A 16866-nucleotide genomic window follows, 5' to 3' on the forward strand; every position below is an offset into this window, starting at 1 on the left:
GTTCTCGTACGGGGAGCGCGCCGTGCCGGTGCCATGCACAGGGAAAGGGCCTGCCCTCAGCGGCGATCGACGCTGAGGTTTCCGTTGACCGTTGCGTAGACGCGTGTGCCGTTGAGCTCCAGCGGCAGGCTGGCGTCCGATGCCGCCACCCGACGCAACGGCCCCCGAACCCCGTCGATGTCCAGCCGCACGAAGAGGTCGGCCACGACGTGGTCAAGGCCTGCAAATTTCTGGGCAGGGAGATCCAGGACGTATTCGGTGCCATCGGGCCTCAGGGCATAGGCGTGTGTTGTTTCCGTGCCCCTGACCTGGGCTATCAGGTGTACTGCCTCATAGTTCGCTGTCGGCTGCAGCCCGAACCGCAGTTCGAGTCCATTCGGCTTCGGATCGGCGACCCGGCAAACCGCCCTGAGATGGTCCTCGGTCGTGGCCAACCGCAACAACCCGGCCGCATCCTCGTTCCGCACCAGGCGGGAGCGCTGCAGGAAGGGAAAGTCCAATTCGGCTTCCAGCTCCCGGGGAATGTGTTCACGCACGAATTGCGCGTGGGCCGCCACCCAGCGACGCTGTCTGTCGGTCGACATGGCCCGGTATCGAGCGGGGACGTAGAACCGCAGTGCCTTGCGCCGGTAAAGGTCCAGGACCAGCTGGTCCGCCACCGCGGGATCCGGGTGTCCTTCCCTGATGATCCGGGCAATGGCGCCCACCGACTCGGTGTAGCCTTCGGGCTCGGCCCGGCCGCTGCTGATGTTCGCGCCGACCTGCCGCGTGCGGATGAAGTAGTAGTCGTAGTCGGCAAGGATGGAGTTGCGGCGGGAAGCGAGGTAGCACCGGGTGAGCAGCATCCCGTCCTCCAGCCTGACCTTGCCTTCGGGGAACCGGAATCCGTGTTCCTCCAGCAGCCGGCGCCGGATCATTTTTTGCGGGGAGAGCGTGGCGGCGATCGTTCGCAGCGGGGCATCGACGTGGGTGGAGGCAAAGAGAGACGCTCCCACGCGGCGGCCTCCGATGCCGACCAGCTTGGGGGCCAGCACGTCGACATCGTGGGCGTCGGCAAACTCAACCATCCTGCGCAGGGCCTCGGGGCCCAAAAGGTCGTCGGAGTCGCAGAAGAAGACGTAGTCGGATCGGCTTGCGTCGATTCCCACGTTGCGCGGCTTGCCGGGCCAGCCGCTATTGTGCTGTCGGATGAGTCGCATGTTCGGCAGCCGTTTTGCGTAGGCGTCAAGCAGTGCGCCGCCGCGATCGGTGGAACCGTCATCGACGGCGATCACCTCAAACAATGCTGGATCCAGGTCCTGGGCCTCCAGGGAATCCAGAAGCTCCCGAAGGTAGGGCATGGAATTGAAGACCGGGATGATGACCGCGACGCGTGCGGTCTCGGCGCTGGCGCTGGGACCGGTGTCGGATTCCCGGATCCTGGACTGGCGCAACTTCGCGGCGACCTTGGACAACCTGCGCCGTAGCGATTTCCGAACCTTGGCGTAGTCCATTGCCTGCCTTCTCATGGGTGCGTGGTGGGTACGCCGAACAAGCCCCGGGGCGGGGTGCTGGCGGTATTCCGGCCCCGGTGCGGCTAATCGATTTCCCCCGAATCCGCGCCCTGGCCGTGAAACTCATAGTAGCGCAGGAGAACCGCACGATCGTCGATCAACTTGCCTACCGCCTCAATGAACGCATTTGTTGAGGATCCGCGCTCGCGGTCCCCGAAATAGAACTTGCGCATCTGCAGTCGATGCTCGGTGCCGGAAGAATCGAACAGGGGTTTCAGTTCGGGCAGAATCTCGTCCCGGGTGGTTTCACTGATGACCGGGCAGGCCCGGCTGACGGGCACTTCGCGGTGGAGCTTTTCAGGGTCGTCGCGCCGATCGGTGAGGATCAGCGGCTTCTCGGGGTGCAGATAGAGGTAGTCAAGGCCCACACTCGATACGTCCGTGATCAGGGCATCCACGTCGGCAAATAGCGCCAGGATGTTTTCGGTCGGGGCGACCAGGTGGTTTCCGCCGGTGGCGTTGAGTTCCTCGAGGATCTCGCGGATGCGCTCATCGGCGTGGGCGATCGCCGGGGTCGTGGTAGTGGTGATGCGTGGATGGGGCTTGTAGATGACCCGTAGATCGGGCAGCGCCACGAGCGCCTCGACGATTCCTTCGCCGAAAAGGTCCATGGACGTGTAGTTGTTCGCATCGTTTTCCCCTTCCCAGGTGGGGGCGTACATGACGGTCCTGCCGTGGAACGGCGGCAGTACGGATTCAAAACGCGTATCCAACTGGGGTCGTCCCACGGCAACCAACCGGTCGAGGTCGAAGTCGAGCAGTACCGCGCGGTGCCGCTCGATTGCAGCGGGCCCTGCGACGAAGATCCGGTCGTAGGCCTTGGCCTGGTTCGAGACCATCGAAAGCTTGTCGCTCTCGCCGTGGTTGACGTGGACATGCACCGGCCTGGACGCACTCAAGGACTGGAAATTTGCCACGCCGTTGTTGACATAGAGGCACAACTTGAAATCGTTGAAATCGTAGAGATTGACCAGGTCGTCCAGGCGCCGAACGAAGATCTTTGGCAGGTCGGTCAACTTGCGGAAGTGCCGCATGGTGGGAATCTTGCGAAACACCAAGACCACCCGGCGGGTTTCATGGAGTTATTCCAGCGTCGGAAGCCACTGTTCAAGCTGGTAGGACTTGTTTACCACGTCGCTGAAATAGACCACCACGTCGCCGGGCACCGGAATGTGGTCCAATTCGTGGTTGGCCGCATGGGTGCCTCCCAGTCCGAGCAACCTTCGCGTCTTGACTCCGGTCCTGGAGGTTATTGCGGTTTTGAGTTGTTGGCCAAGCCAGTCTTTGGTCTGCATCAGCTACCTTCGTGGTTTCCTGCCCATGCGCCGGTCGGCGCGCAGCCCGAGTCCGGGGCTGTCATCTCCGCTCGTTGGTCCAAAGACCGTTTCACGCCCAACTGTGCATTGCATGGTGAGGGGCTCCATGGTCTCTATGCTCCGGCATAGTCCGGGGCAAAGATAGGCATGTTCCGCCGGCATCACGGCCTCGCCGCCCATGGCCCACGCATTCATGGTGCCCAGGGCTATGGGGGGAAACATATTGGCCGCCTACTTCAGGCTCAGATTGCCGTAGACGGTGAAGTATGGCGTGGTCTGCATCTGGGGACTTGCGCCCAATCGGATGGTTCGAGTCATTGCCCCGATGCCCAGGACGAGGTTGAGGTCCAGGGCATCTCCGTCGGGCTGTTGCGCCCGCAGGTCGGCAGGCAGGCGGAAATGGAAGGTGCCGTCGCTCCCGCGGTGGTGCTGGATTTGGCGCCCATCGGTGTCCGCGGTGCCACGTTGCCTGCTTTCCAGCCACAGGTGGTTCAGGTTCTCCGGCGCATTCTCCACGTCCACCTCTAGGTCCAGGGCTCCGTCCGGATGGAACCTGATTCCCGCAACGCGTGCGCCGGCAGCGGCGAGGGCGTCACGGTCGGCCTTGCTGGTTCTTGCCCTGTCCAACGCGTCCATCCATTGCCCAAAAATTAGGTCGCTGCGGTACTTCCCCGAGTCGCTGAATCCGTGTGTGGACATCTCCTCGCAGAGAGAGTCGTCCGACAACAGGCGGGCCACCGCCCGCACGGCGGCATCTTGCTCGCCGAAGGGAACCAGGAATCCATTGCGCTTGTTCTCGATCATGTCCCGGGGACCATAGTCAACGTCGTAGGCCACCGGAACGCAACCATGCGCCTGGGCTTCGAGAATGGCCAGCGACTGCCCCTCGAACTTGCTGCACAACATCAGGACGCGGGCCCGGTCGAGACGTTGCCCCACATCGTTGACGTGGCCATGGAATGTCACCAGCTCTTCGGAACCGAGTGCGCGCACCCGTGCTTCGAGCGCTTGGCGCTGGTCGCCGTCACCTACGAGGTCAAGATGGACAGGGATCCCCTCCAAAGAGACCTTTTTGATGATTTCCAGTATGTCGCCGATGTTCTTGCCCATGGTGAAACGGCCGACATGGAGAACTGAGTGTGGTTCGCGGGCCGCAAAGGCCGGCAGGGTCTCCGGCCCGTCCACCGGGTTGCTGATCGCCACGGTGTTGGAGGACTCCCCGAAACGCTGAACGAATGCGGTGCGCTGGGATTCGGTGAGGAAGGTGATGCCGTCCCAGGCATCGCGGTTTTGGATGATCTTCTGGTGGGCGGTGGACAGTTTTCCCGTCAGCGGATCCTGCCCGGCGGCCACGTGGGTGCTGTGGAAGTTGACGAATTTCACGGCGGAGGGGTGCTTCCATGCCCAGAGGAAGGCGGCGGAGTACTTGCTGTCAATGACCACATCGGCGTGCGACAGGTCCACCAGGTCGGTGAGGAATCGGCGGTAGAGCTTGGCTGGGCTGCCCAGCGTGGCCGCAACGCGCCCGTCGGGGGCAACCAGGAGCAGGGTGCGCGAGGTTTCCAGCGCATCGCCACCGGCGGGAAGCGTCGAGTCGACCAGGTACACCGTGCCGTCGGGACGGTGGTAATCGCGCAGTGCGGCTGTCTCCTGGTTTGGCATCACGTAATCGATGTGGAAGAGCGAGCTCTCTCCCGAACGGAGGGTCCTGCCACTTTCGACCCATTCGGGGGAGCGCGCCCAGGTCTTCGGCTTCCCGGTCGGCGGTTTCGGGGCATGTGTGGCATAAAAGTCGTGGAGGTTCAGCAGCGGGACCTCGGGGTGGAGCCTTCCGGTTTCCACCAGCGTGGTGCGTAGCTCCTGAATCCGGGGGTTGGCATCGAATGTCACCACGGCGCTGGGCACGCCGCGTTCGTGGAACATTCCGGCGCGCTTGAGGCACATGGCAGTCATGCCGCCGAAGCCCTCCCTGATTGACCAAGTGACCATCAGGACCGGTTTGCCCGGCTGCCGGGGATGCGCGGGCCGGCTGGGTTGCCTGCTGGGGTTATGGGTCCCGGGGCCGTGTTGCATCGACATGTTCTCCTTGGTGTCGGTTCGGTTTCGGAGCCTCGATGGGCCCCACCCTAGCCCGGGATCCTTGGGGCCTCCAGACAATGGGCACCATTGTTCGGGATTGGCCGTGGTGCCGGAGCGCCACTGGCGGTCAGATCGCCCTGCGGGCACGGCCTCCATTGACGACAGCCAAGGCTCGTTCCCCGGTGTACTTCATCTGGGTATTTCGGCTGTGACGTTCCAAGGAAACGTACTTGGGAAGTTGGGCTGGCAGTCCAACGGGGAACAACGTGACTTGGGAATGCGACGTTCGGTGATTCGGCATAGACGAGCGAGCTCCGTATATTGATCAAGTGCGCGCCCCGATAGTTCTTACCCCGTATATGTGGACTTGTCTGGTTCTGGGAACCTTCTTCACCCCAGTCATAGTCATGCTCCCCGCCTTGAACGACTTGTTCGTGCACGCAGCCACCCTAGAACAGCTGCAGGCGAACTTCTGGGCCCCGCGGGATCCCATGGTCAACGAGGACGGGCTGGGCAACCCCTATTTTTCGCCGTACATGGTGTTCTGGTCCGCCGTGGCTAAAGTCACCGGGTTGGGGACTTTTGTCGTTCTTAAGCTCGGGGCCTTCGTGAACCTGGTGCTGTTCCTGACTGGCTTCGGGTCCTTTGTGAGTACGCTGACCGACAACCGGACGGCGCCGGTCGCTTCGCTGGTAGCAGTGTTCTTCCTCTGGGGCACCGGATTCTTCTACTGGAGTGGATTCATCTCGTTCCCAAGCCTCATCGCGTCCATTGCGTACCCATCGACCTTTGCCGTCGGCATGGGCCTGTGGCTCTGGGTTTGGCTCTACAGACTTCTCTACGGAACCAGTCGTTCGGTATCGCGGGCGGCGCTCACTCTCTCGATCGCCGCGGGAGGGACATTGGTCGTGCTGTCCCACCAATTTACGGCCATAGGCGTTTGCATCTACGCGGGGCTGTTTCTGGCGAGGAACCACCGCAGAATTACCCGGACCACTTTGATCTGTTTTGGCGCGATCGTGGCCGCTGTCTTGGCGTCAATTCTGGTCTGGCCGTGGTTCAACTTGCTGTCCTCGACCGGGGGCGTGGAAGGATTCAATGCGGTCCACAAGCCTCTTTACACCGACTTGGTGAAGCGGTATTCCTTATTACTCTTCGCCGTCCCTGTGCTGGCGTATCGACTGGCTAAGGATAAAGCCGACCCCTTGGTTCTCACCGTTTTGATCTGCCTGGCCGTCTTCGTATACGGAGGCGCGAGCGGTAACTACTTCCTGGCCAGAATCTTCCCTCCGGTGGCGCTGCTGAGCCAAATCGCCGTGGGTATTGCCGTGGCCCAGTGGCTTGGCCGGGGTCGGAGGCAAATCCAGCGCTTCTATGCCGCAGCTGCATGCCTCGGCATCCTAGCCGGGGCGGTCTTCCAAAGCGGCTTCGTCAATCTCCTGGCGCCAGGCGCCTACCCCGAGGCGCTGGATGAAACTTTCGACTCGCGCATGACCAAAGGAGACTACCGATGGTTGACCAATCACGCCGAGGCAGGGGACTCTGTGATGACCACCAACTGGGACGCTCGAGCCATGGCGCCGGCGTATGGGATATTCACCGTGATGCCCGCGTGGCCCGATCCCTTCCTTGGCGATGTCGAGAAGCAACGGCGTGCCGATTCGAGGGAATTCTTCAAGGCCAGTACGGATCCCCGGCGCAGGGCTGAACTCATGACGAAATACGATGCGCAATGGGTGATAGTGGTCGACATGGATACCGCTGTCCTTGAGGACGATCCACAATTCAACTGGGTTGACGAGCGCCCCGATACTGGCGTGCGCGAGGAATCCACCGGCAGGGGAAGACAGCAACTCTTCGAGTTTCTTGGGAGATAGCCGTATTCGGACCCTATGTCGCAAGTCGATCGATGGCACGACCTAGTCTTGGAGATGGACCCGAACCCTACCCGGGATGACGGACGTACGCCTGTTTTTAGGAGGATTTTCGGGACGGGATGCCGCCGTAGTGGGCGGCGAGGCGCGCCAGGCCCTCGTCGATCCCGACCTCGGGTTTCCAGTCCAGCACCTCGCGGGTCTCGCGCTGGTCGAACCAGTGAGCGGTGGAGAGCTGCTCGGCCAGGAACCGGGTCATGGGCGGCTCGTCATGGACCAGGTTCCTGGCCCCTGCCGCAAGCCACACGCGCTCGATGACCGAACCCGCGCCCCGGGCCAGCCAGCCCGGGACGCTGATGCGCGGTGCCGGAACTCCGCCCGCACGGCAGATCCCTGCCATCAATTCGCCCACGGGGCGCGGTTCGCCGTTGGTGACCACCAGGGCGCGGCCGTGGGCGTACTCCATGCGCTCGAGCCCGCGGACGATCGCGCCGGCGGCATTGTCGATGTAGGTGGTGTCGATCAGTGCGGCCCCGCCGTCGAGCAGCGGAAGACGTCCGCCGGCGGCCCTTTCGATCACGCGCTCCACCAGCTGGGTGTCGCCCGGTCCCCAGACCACGTGCGGCCTGATGGAAGCGACCCGGAAGTCCGGGGAATCTTGGGCCAGGGCGAGCAACTCGGCGGCGGCCTTGGAGCGGGCATAGTTGCCGCGGGCGCGGTCCGGGTCGGCGACGCCTGCCCCGGCACCCGCAAGCGGCTCGCCGAAGTGGGCGACCGAGGGGGAGGAGACGAACACGAAGTCCCTCACCCCCGCGTCGCGGGCCTCGGCCAGCAGGGTCGTGGTTCCGGTGATGTTGGTTGCCACAAAGTCGTGCCAGGAACCGGTGAAGGAGACCTTCGCCGCCAGGTGGATGACCGCGTCCACGCCTGCAACGGCGCGGCGCACCGCTGCAGGGTCGGTCAGCGAGCCGCGCACCTCGTCGGCACCGTGCGCCGAGGCCCGGCGCTGGAAGGTCCGCACCCGGTGCCCCTTGGCGCGCAGCAGCTGGGCCACTGCCCCGCCGAGCAGGCCGCTGGCGCCGGTGACCAGCACGCGGCGCGGCGCCTCCGGCATTGCCTCGGTGCTCACGGGTTGCCGATCCTTCCGCCGGCCAGGGCCCCGGTGGCCCATGCTGCAAGGGCCGCGCGGTCGATCTTGGAATTGTGCCGGATGTCGGTGGGCAGTTCCGGAACCACCAGCACCGCGGAGACGTTGGTCCCCGTGCCGGCGACCGCGGCGCGCACCGCTTGGAGAAGGGCAGCGGGTGCCGGGGCGGCACGGCGGGCGCGCGGGACGGTTTCCATGACCACCACGGGCACCTGGGTGCCCGCGGGCCCGACGCCGACCAGTGCGGCGCGTCCGGCGCCGGGCACGGATTCCGCGGCCTGCTCTCCGGCCACAGGGGTCATGGGGCCGGAGGCGGTGTTCAGCACGTGGCCGAGCCTGCCCTCGACCCAGAGCCGTCCGGTCCCGTCGAGGTGCCCCACGTCGCCGGTGCGGTGCCAGCCCGGGATCGAGGTGCTGGCGCGTTCGGTGATCCAGAGCCTGTCGTAGCGGTCCTTCACGTGCGGGGCGCGCACCAGGATCTCGCCGGTCAGGTGTGGGGTTGCCAGTGGCTCGTCCCCGGCGTTGCCCTCGGCATCCAGCGGCGCGATGGCCACCTGCGCCCCGGCGACGGGGGTGCCCACGCAGACGCCGTTGCCGGAACCGGCGGCGCGGATGCCCGCCAGGTCGATGTCGGTGACCGGGAGTGCCTCGGTCATCCCGTAGGGGGTGTGGACGCGGGCCGCGGGCACCAGGTCCTGGACCCTGGCCAGCAGCGGCTCGGGGATCGGTGCCCCGGCCGAGAGCAGCAGCGAGATGCGTCCCAGCGTTTCACGCTGGGTCGCATCCAGCTCGGCGGCGGATTCCAGGACGTTGGCCAGAGCGGCGGGGGAGGCGAACACCGTGGTGGCATCCACGGCGGCGGCCGCATCGGCCAGTGCCGCGGCGGTGAGCGTGCGCGGCGCGGTGACATCCATGTCCGGGGTCACCGAGGTGGCGCCCAGCGCGGGCCCGAGCAGTGCGAATGGGGCGAATCCGGCCACCAGTGCCGAGCCGGCCTTCAGGTCGTAGGTCTCGCGCAGGGTGTCGCGCATGGCCGCCAGTTGCCGGTGCGTGTACACGACGCCCTTCGCCGGGCCGGTGGAGCCGGAGGTGAAGAGCACCGCGGCGTCGGCATCGGGGTCGGCCGGGGCGAATGCCCGGTGCCCCGGGGCCGCGGATGCGCCGGCCTCGAGCAGCTCGGGCACGGTGTGTGCCACGCCGAGCAGCTTGCGCTTGGCCGCGGGCATGTCCGAGAGGGCGATCCGGGTTCCGGGCCAGCCCAGGAACTTGGCTCCGGTCAGTGCGCGGTCGATTCCAATGAGGTAGCCGGGGCCGGCGCCGCGGATGGCGCGTCCCAGTCCCTTGGTGCCCAGGCCCGCGTCGGCCACGACAATCACGGCGCCCAGGCGCAGGCAGGCGTAGATCAGTGAGGTCAGTTCAATGCCCGGGGGCACCAGCAGGTTCACCCGGTCCCCGGGCTTGACCCCGATCCCGGCAAGGCCCTGCGCCAGGGCGTTGACCCGGGTGCCGAGTGCGGCCCAAGTGAGGGAGCCGGCCGGATTGATGTCCACCACCGCGGTGCCGGTGTCTGCGGTGCGTTCATCGAGTTCTGCGAGCATGGGCCGGTAATCGGCCAGGGCCTCGGCCCGGCCGGCGGAGTCCGCGGTCCTGGCCTGGCCAAGCCAGCCAAAGACGGGGGTGGCAATGTCGCGGTCCTCGGGCAGCAGGTGCCTCGCACCCTCGAAGCGGTGCACGTCCGCCTGGGGCAGCCGGTCCATGAGGTCGCGCAGGTAGCGGTCGGAGAACACCGGGTCCTTGGGGCCCCAGAGCACCAGGGCGGGCACCTTGAGGGCGCGGATGCCCTCGGAGATGGCATTGAGCGCGCCCCGGCTGGGGTGGTCTTTGGTGAAGGGGATGTCGGCCACGAAGTTTGCCACGCCCGTTCGCCTGCTCGCGTTGAGGTACGGGGCCATGAAGGCCTTGCGGACGTCGGGCTCCAGGGCCGGCTGGGCCAGGGAGTGGGTGGTGCGCAGGAACGCGTCGGTGCTCTTGGTGCCCCAGCCGTGGACGGCTGGGTGTGAGGCCAGGCGCAGCGCGGCGGGCAGTTCGTAGCCGGCCGGGTGGACCGCGGTGTTGGTGAGCACCACGTTGGCCAGCTGGTCCCGATGGGCCAGGGCCCAGCCCAGGGAAATGATTCCGCCCCAGTCGTGGCCCACCGTGGTGATTTCGCCGGTCAGATCCAACGCGTTGGACAGGTCGCCGAGGTCGTTGACCCGGTCTGCCAGCCGACGGAACACTCCGGTGCGCGCGGAGAAGCCCATGTCCAGCTGGTCCACCGCGACCACGCGCCAGGGCAGGTCGTGGGTGGCCACGTGCGTCAGCAGGCTGCGCCAGAGGTAGGACCAGGTGGGGTTGCCGTGCACGCACAATAGCGTGCCAAGAGGCGTGATGCCCTTCGCCGCCAACTCGGATCCGTTGTCCAGCAGGTGCCATTGGTGGCTGGTGCCGGGTGCGTCCACGTCCGAGGTGGAGGGAACCATGACACGGCGGGAGTACCGGGCATCAACGCCGGGGAACATCTCGGTCACCAGGCAAGCTCCATCATGGCGGTGTTCAGCCCGGAGCCAACCCCCATGCACAGCACCCGGTCACCTGGCTTCAGGGTCTTGGCTTCCTGGGAAAGGGTCATCGGCAGCGAGGCGGGTCCGACATTTCCCCATTTGGGGAACGTGATGGGCACCCGGTCGCGGACCAGGCCAACGGCCTTGATGATGGCGTTGGTGTAGGAATTCGAAACCTGGTGGGTCACGTAGCGGTCCATGGATTTCCAGTTCCAGCCGGCCTGGTGTGCCTCGTCCCAGGCGTCGACCACCAGGTCCAGCCCGTTGTCCAGCAGGCCCTTGGTGTCCGTGTACATGCCCGAGGGTCCGCCGACGCACAGTTTGTGGTGCTCTGTTCCGGCGCGGGAGACGCCGCCGAGGATGCGGTGGGCGCCGGGGTGGGCATCGGCCGGGCCGATCACCGCGGCAGCTGCACCCGAGCCCAGGGTCAGGGTGGCGAATTCACGCAGGTAGTCGTCCCGGGTGGAGCTCTCGGCGTTGAGCCGGCGGAAGGTGGTCTCCTGGGTGGGCTGGGCGTCCTCGCCGGCCACCACCAGGGCGTACTTGATCTGCCCGGAGTCGATCATGTTCGCGGCGAGCGTCATGCCGTTGACGAAGCCCAGGCAGGCATTGGCCACGTCGAAGTTCATCGCCGAGGAGGGCAGGCCCAGGTCGTGGTGGATCTTGGAGGCCACCGAGGGCTCCAGGTTGCGGCGGGTCACCGAGGTGTTGATCAACAGTCCGATCTGTCCTGCCTCGATCCCCGCCTCGGCCATGGCCTTGCCGCCGGCCTCGACCGCGGCATCGTCGAAGCTGGTCCCCTCGGACCACCAGCGGCGTTCCATGACGCCGGCAACACGTTCCAGCAGCTTTTTCGACAGGCGCAGGCGCTTGAGGCTGGGGGCCAGGCGTTCGTCGAATTCCCTGGAGGTCATGACCACCGGGGCCTGCACACTCGTGACGGCCAGGAGGGCCGAATTGTGGTGCCGAAACGTTGCATTGCCGTTCAAAATCTAGCCTTTGTGTCGGGGCCGTCGTGCCGGTGTCGGGCGCGAAGAATACGGACGTCGGATCCATCACAAGATGACGAAGTCAAAAATGTCCTTGTCCTACCGTATTCCCTTGGCGGCCCCGGGGCACACACGGGCGCGCCAACCAGCGTCGAGTGCGGTGCGACGCCAGGGATTCGCCGATGCCGGGAAACCCTGCCCCTTAGGGACGAATCCCAAGCCTCCGTGTGTAAGCGCATGCAGGCTGCACGGGAAGGGATTTCCCTCAGAGCACAGTGCGCGCGGGGGCAGAAGCTCCACGATTGACAAACCGCTGTCCGGGGCGGTGGCCCGGCTCCACGACACCGGTTCCTTGCCGGGGGACCGCACGCGCATCAGACGCTCAATTGCCGACCTTAACCGGACGGGCGGCCAGGGCAACGGCCACGATGACCGCAATCGCGGCCGCAGCCGTTGTGGCGCCGACAACCGTTTCCGTCCAGCGTGCCGTGTCATGCGATGCGCCGCCGGCGACGACCGGCGCAATCATGTAGGTGCAGACCAGGTAGCCCACGAAGGTTGTACCGAGCAGGAACAGGCTCGCTGCCATTGCCGCCCGCGACCGGGTCCGCCACCGCGCGGCAAGCGCAACCAGACCTCCGAAGCCGACCAGCATCAACAACCAGACGATTACAGGCGAACCCTGCAGGGAAGATGGTGCCCCGTTGGCCCCCGAGACATAGGCGTGGGCACCCACGGTTGCGTACGTGGCGGCCACAAGCAGTGCCAAAACGATTTCGGTGATGTTGGCCGGACGGGAGGCCACTCGGCCCGATTCCGGCCGAGGCAGTAGCATAACGCCAACGGCCAGGGCCATGAGGCCTGCTGCCTGGATCAGGAGTCCTGTCTCGAACATTTGGGCCGTGGTTCCAATGGATTCCCAGGGATCCCCCGGAAAGAAGTAATCAAAGCGGTGGTCCTCGACCCAGACCGGATCCGGTCCCCGCGAGCCGCCAAACTCGATCCACTTGTCGAACGACGCAATGATTTGAAGGGCGGCCGAGGCCACGAACAGGCCGGCGGCTGCCAGCATCCACAGGATTGAAGCCCGTGTCGCGCGAACGGTCCTTTGTCGATGACCGGAATCGTTGATGGCCGACATGACCCGACCCTAGCAACGTTCCACGCCAAGTCAACCGTCCTGAAATTCCGCGCGATAGCGCCGGCCATTGCCGGCGTGCTTGTGGCGGGAATCAAGGAGGCACCCGCCTTGACGCGGCTTGCCCTCCCGCCGCGTCCTTAGGAGAAAACTCCCGAACGCCGTGCCGTGGTCCTGGCAGCGAAAAGGAGTGCTGCTCCGGCAGCGGCAACGGTCCCGGCAATCATTGCCTCCGAGTGCAGAAGCATGTCGTGCGTAGCACTGGCGCCAAGCACCGCTGCGATCAGGAAGCCGGCCAGCAGCTCACCCAGCATCGTTGACCCCAGGAGGAAGAGACAGGCTGTCATGGCAGCGCGCAACCTCGATCCCCACAGACAAGCCAGTGATATCAGGCCGGCAAAAACGGCCAGGTCCTGTGTCCGCAGCAGCCACAGGGAATATTCCATTTGCTCCGAAGAGGCGATGGTTCCCGGGGTGAGGACATTCATGGCTTGGAAGGCAAGGGAAACGGCCACGAGCAGGGCAAGCAGCATCTCGATCACCTTGCGGAGTATCCCCGGACCGTGCACGGCCAAGACTCCGATGGCCATGGCCGCCACCCCGAGTGCCAGCGCCCAGATGCCCGCGGCTTGCAGCCGGGCAGCGGCCTCAAGACTCGCGGTCGGATCAAACGAGGCCGGCACCGGGCCTTCGCCCAGGGCAATCCCGCTTGGTTCAAGGCTGCTGAACGCGGCTCGGCGTTGGAATGCGGCCAGAAGCCGCAGGGTCGCCGACGCCAGGAACAGTGCGGCGGCCAGAAAAAGCCAGATGGTTGAAGCCCCTGTGAACCGCCCGGGACGCGTGCGCCGGGCGGGGTCCTTGATGGCCGACATGGCCTCACCATAGCAACGCCCCGGGCCAAGTCAATCGGACGAGGGTCCGAAGACCCGCAAGGTTTCCGGAATCCACACCCGCATCGGCAGCCGGGAACCGGAAGCTCAGGCATGCAGGGTGCAGTTCGTGTCCCAGTTCGCCGGGCCGTTGCCGCCCGCGGCGTACTCGTCCAGCGGCACCTCGTCATCGGCCCAGGCCGTGAGGATCGGGTCAACGATCCGCCAGCATTCCTCCGCTGCGAAGCCGAAAGTGCGTCTGCGGAGCACGGCAAAGGCGTTCGACAGACCTGCGGTCGGTACTGGTTCTTCCTCCCGCAAGTGCTTATGGCGACCCCGCTGTTAGCACCTTGATGTCTAAGTGCATCGACTTTTTGCCGGCCCGCTTCATGGATCAGTGCCCCAAGTCACACTATGGTGAGCTGGGATTGTTCCCTACGAAAGGCATAGACACGCATGTGCGAACACGACCACACCTCGGGCCCCGTTCCCTCCAGGCCACTTGAACGCCGTCACGTATTGGCCGGGGCCGCTGCGCTGGCCGGACTGGGCCTCAGCAGCATGCTCCCGGCGGGAGCACTTGCTGCCGAGCCGGTGTCCCAGCCGCTGCAGCGCGGCAAAGGCAGACACCCGGGCGCGGTCATCATCGAGGGCGGTACCCTCATCGACCCAGGGACCGGGCACGCGACGGAAGACTCCGTCGTGGTTCTGGGTGATGGCGTGGTCCAGGCCGCAGGAACGCGGGACGACACCCGAAAAGCGGTTCGCGAGGCCGGGGCCAAGGCGATCCGCATCAACGCGCATGGCAAGTTCATCCTGCCGGGCTTCGTCGACGCCCACGTGCACGCCCAGGCCTTCGAAGACGCCGCCCTGATCCTCAGCCACGGAGCCACCACGGTCCGCAGCGGCTCCTCCAGCTTCTACCAGGACATCGCGCTGGCGCGGGTGCCGCACTTCGCCCCGGGCCTGGCACCGCGCATGCACGCGGCCGGCCTGTTCGTTTCCCCCGACCAGGGCGATTCCATCCTGGCCGACCCCGATCTCGCGCCGCTGGCCGCCGAGCGCAGGCAGCTCACTGATCCGAAGGATCTGGCGTATCTGACCCGGGTGAACATCTCGCGCGGCGCCACCGTGATCAAGACCCGTGCCAACCCTCGCGCCGGAATCCCCGAGCAGGACCCGCTGGAGCTGGTCTACGACAAGGAACAGCTCTCCGCAATCGTGCACGCCGCCAAGGGCGCCGGGGTGCTGTGCCACGGCTACAGTGCCAAGGGCATCGCCGGCGCCGTGGCCGCAGGCGTGAAGAGCATCGAGCACGGCGTGTTTGTGGACGAGCAGGCCCTGGCGAACATGGCCAGGCGGGGCACGTACTTCACCCCGACCCTCTTCGGAATCACCGGCATGGCCAACTCCGGCAACCCTGTGCTGGCCGAGCGCGGCCGCGAATACGGGCCGGTCTTGGCAGCTGCCGCCCGCGCCGCCAGCGAACTGGGAGTGACCGTCATCGGCGGCACCGACTCCTTCGGCACCGATGTCACCCCGATCGGCGACGAGGCCAACGCCCTGGCCGAGGCCGGGCTGGGCAACTTGACGGCCCTCCGGTCGATCACGACCGCCCCGGCCAGGCTGCTTGGCGTGGAGGGCAAGGGTGTGGGGCGCCTGGTCCGCAACGGCGTGGCCGACGTGGTGGTGCTGAATCGCAACCCGCTGGAAACCGCCAAGGCGCTGAGCGAAGTGCGCGTCGTGATCGCCCAGGGAGCGGTCGTGCGTAACGACCTGGGCTAAATGCTTTCGCGGCAAGCGCCGGCACGGGTTTCACCATGGAATCCGTGCCGGCGTGCTTGGGCGCTGTGGCGGGTTATCCCCGCGCTGGTGCCGGCGGCAACGTGCAGTTCGTGTCCCAGTTCGCCGGGCCGTTGCCGCCCGCGGCGTACTCGTCCAGCGGCACCTCGTCATCGGCCCAGGCCGTGAGGATCGGGTCAACGATCCGCCAGCATTCCTCCGCGGTGTCCCCGCGCACCGACAGCGTCGGGTCCCCGGAGAGCACGCCGAGGAGCACCTCGCCGTAGGGCAGCAGGTCCGGGGAGTTCAGCTCCGCGGCGAGCGTGACGCGGTCCAGGGTGTAGAGGTCGCCCGGGCCGTTGACGTCCAGGTCGAGTGACAGGGTGTCGGGGCCGAAGCCGATCCGCAGCTTCGTGGGCTTGTCGGTGCCCTTGAATCCGGTGGGCAGGTGGGAGACCGGGCGGAAGGTGATGATCGCTTCCTTGCGCGCAGTGCCCAGCGCCTTGCCGGCGCGCAGGATGAACGGGACCCCCGCCCAGCGCGAGTTGTTGATGTTCAGGGTGACCTCGGCCAGCGTCTCGGTCTTCAGCGCCGGTTCCACGCCCTTCTCGGACGCGTAGTCTGGCACCGGCCTTCCCTTGGAGGTTCCCGCGGTGTAGCGGGCCCGGCGCGTGGAATCCGCGGCGTTTCCCGCAAGGGCGGTGGCCCGGATCACCGAGCCGAGGTGGTCGCGCACGTCGCGTTCCTTCAGCGTCGCCGGGGCGTTCATGGTCAGCAGGCCCAGGATCTGCAATAGGTGCGACTGGATCATGTCGCGCAGGGCCCCGGCGCCGTCGTAGTACCCGGCCCGGTCCTCCAGGGCGAGTTCCTCGTCGTAGAAGATCTCCATCTTCTCCACGTGTTCCCCGGTGAACAGCGGCTCGAGCAGGTGGTTGGCGAAGCGCAGGCCCAGGATGTTGAACACCGTGCCCTTGCCCAGGAAGTGGTCCACCCGGTGGATGTTCTCCTCCGGGACCAGGCGGATCAGCGTCCGGTTCAGTTCCTGCGCGGATTTCTGGTTGGACCCGAACGGCTTTTCCATGACCAGCAACGTGGTCTCTGGAAGCTCCCCGGGCTCCAAAACCTCGCAGGCCCGCTGGCTCACCGCCGGGGGGAGGGCGAAGTAGAGGGCCACCGGGCCCGGCAGGGATTTCACCAGCTGGGCCAGTTCGCCGGGTTTTGTGACGTCTAGTTCGGTGAAGCGGGTGTTGCCGGCGATGGTGTCGAGTTCGGCGCCGCCGGACTCGGTTGCGTGGCGCTTCGCGGTTTCGCAGACCTCGTTGACCCGCTGCTGCCATTTCTCCTGCGAATAGCCGGGGCCGCCGGCGCCGGCCAGGTTCAGCCCGGAGGCGCGGCCCGAGCCAATGAGCCGGGCCAGGCCCGGAAGCAGGAGCCTTCCGGTCAGGTCCCCGGAGGCTCCGAGGATCAACAATGTGGTTACGTGGGTGCCGGTCTGGGAGCTTGAATCAGGGTTCACATA

The 16866-nt window shown here is 66.0% G+C and carries 13 protein-coding genes; 2 read left to right on the forward strand and 11 right to left on the reverse strand.

Annotated features, from left to right (window positions below):
* Window positions 1–56 precede the first annotated feature (56 nt).
* The 4 genes from KRR55_RS16910 to KRR55_RS16925 form a co-directional block, all read right to left on the reverse strand.
* Complete coding sequence (locus KRR55_RS16910) at window positions 57–1508, reverse strand: glycosyltransferase family 2 protein (protein WP_217390477.1); 1452 nt, start codon at window positions 1506–1508, stop codon at window positions 57–59.
* Between the two features lie 68 nt (window positions 1509–1576).
* Window positions 1577–2587 (reverse strand): CDP-glycerol glycerophosphotransferase family protein, encoded by a 1011-nt coding sequence (locus KRR55_RS16915; protein ID WP_217390478.1) that lies wholly within the window; start codon window positions 2585–2587, stop codon window positions 1577–1579.
* A 48-nt stretch (window positions 2588–2635) separates the two neighbouring features.
* Window positions 2636–2848 (reverse strand): hypothetical protein, encoded by a 213-nt coding sequence (locus KRR55_RS16920; RefSeq protein ID WP_217390479.1) that lies wholly within the window; start codon window positions 2846–2848, stop codon window positions 2636–2638.
* A gap of 252 nt (window positions 2849–3100) precedes the next feature.
* Window positions 3101–4858 carry a glycosyltransferase gene (locus tag KRR55_RS16925; protein WP_217390480.1) on the reverse strand — a complete coding sequence of 586 codons (1758 nt, stop codon included), beginning with the start codon at window positions 4856–4858 and terminating at the stop codon, window positions 3101–3103.
* 509 nt (window positions 4859–5367) lie between these two features.
* Between KRR55_RS16925 and KRR55_RS16930 the strand changes: the two genes are divergently transcribed.
* Window positions 5368–6825, forward strand: a complete 1458-nt coding sequence (locus tag KRR55_RS16930; RefSeq protein ID WP_217390481.1) for a hypothetical protein — start codon at window positions 5368–5370, stop codon at window positions 6823–6825.
* A 97-nt stretch (window positions 6826–6922) separates the two neighbouring features.
* Here the strand turns inward: KRR55_RS16930 and KRR55_RS16935 are convergent, their stop codons facing one another.
* The 6 genes from KRR55_RS16935 to KRR55_RS16960 all read right to left on the reverse strand — a co-directional run bounded on the left by KRR55_RS16935 (window position 6923) and on the right by KRR55_RS16960 (window position 13835).
* Complete coding sequence (locus tag KRR55_RS16935; protein ID WP_217390511.1) at window positions 6923–7936, reverse strand: NAD-dependent epimerase/dehydratase family protein; 1014 nt, start codon at window positions 7934–7936, stop codon at window positions 6923–6925.
* Between the two features lie 11 nt (window positions 7937–7947).
* On the reverse strand, window positions 7948–10527 hold the full coding sequence (locus tag KRR55_RS16940) for an alpha/beta fold hydrolase (protein ID WP_254456342.1): 2580 nt from the start codon (window positions 10525–10527) through the stop codon (window positions 7948–7950).
* Window positions 10528–10532: 5 nt separating this feature from the next.
* Complete coding sequence (locus KRR55_RS16945) at window positions 10533–11558, reverse strand: 3-oxoacyl-ACP synthase III (RefSeq protein WP_217390482.1); 1026 nt, start codon at window positions 11556–11558, stop codon at window positions 10533–10535.
* A gap of 382 nt (window positions 11559–11940) precedes the next feature.
* On the reverse strand, window positions 11941–12630 hold the full coding sequence (locus KRR55_RS16950; RefSeq protein ID WP_217390483.1) for a hypothetical protein: 690 nt from the start codon (window positions 12628–12630) through the stop codon (window positions 11941–11943).
* Between the two features lie 206 nt (window positions 12631–12836).
* On the reverse strand, window positions 12837–13568 hold the full coding sequence (locus tag KRR55_RS16955; protein ID WP_217390484.1) for a hypothetical protein: 732 nt from the start codon (window positions 13566–13568) through the stop codon (window positions 12837–12839).
* 105 nt (window positions 13569–13673) lie between these two features.
* Window positions 13674–13835, reverse strand: coding sequence for a hypothetical protein (locus KRR55_RS16960; RefSeq protein ID WP_217390485.1), 162 nt, complete (start codon window positions 13833–13835; stop codon window positions 13674–13676).
* Window positions 13836–14021: 186 nt separating this feature from the next.
* On the opposite strand from KRR55_RS16960, the gene KRR55_RS16965 reads away from it, so the two are divergent.
* Window positions 14022–15350 carry an amidohydrolase family protein gene (locus KRR55_RS16965; RefSeq protein ID WP_217390486.1) on the forward strand — a complete coding sequence of 443 codons (1329 nt, stop codon included), beginning with the start codon at window positions 14022–14024 and terminating at the stop codon, window positions 15348–15350.
* A 73-nt stretch (window positions 15351–15423) separates the two neighbouring features.
* Here KRR55_RS16965 and KRR55_RS16970 read toward each other — a convergent pair whose 3' ends face one another.
* Window positions 15424–16863, reverse strand: a complete 1440-nt coding sequence (locus KRR55_RS16970; RefSeq protein WP_217390487.1) for a glucose-6-phosphate dehydrogenase — start codon at window positions 16861–16863, stop codon at window positions 15424–15426.
* Window positions 16864–16866 lie beyond the last annotated feature (3 nt).

The organism is Paeniglutamicibacter quisquiliarum (assembly GCF_019084045.1).
In the GTDB taxonomy this organism is placed as follows: Bacteria; Actinomycetota; Actinomycetes; order Actinomycetales; family Micrococcaceae; genus Paeniglutamicibacter; species Paeniglutamicibacter quisquiliarum.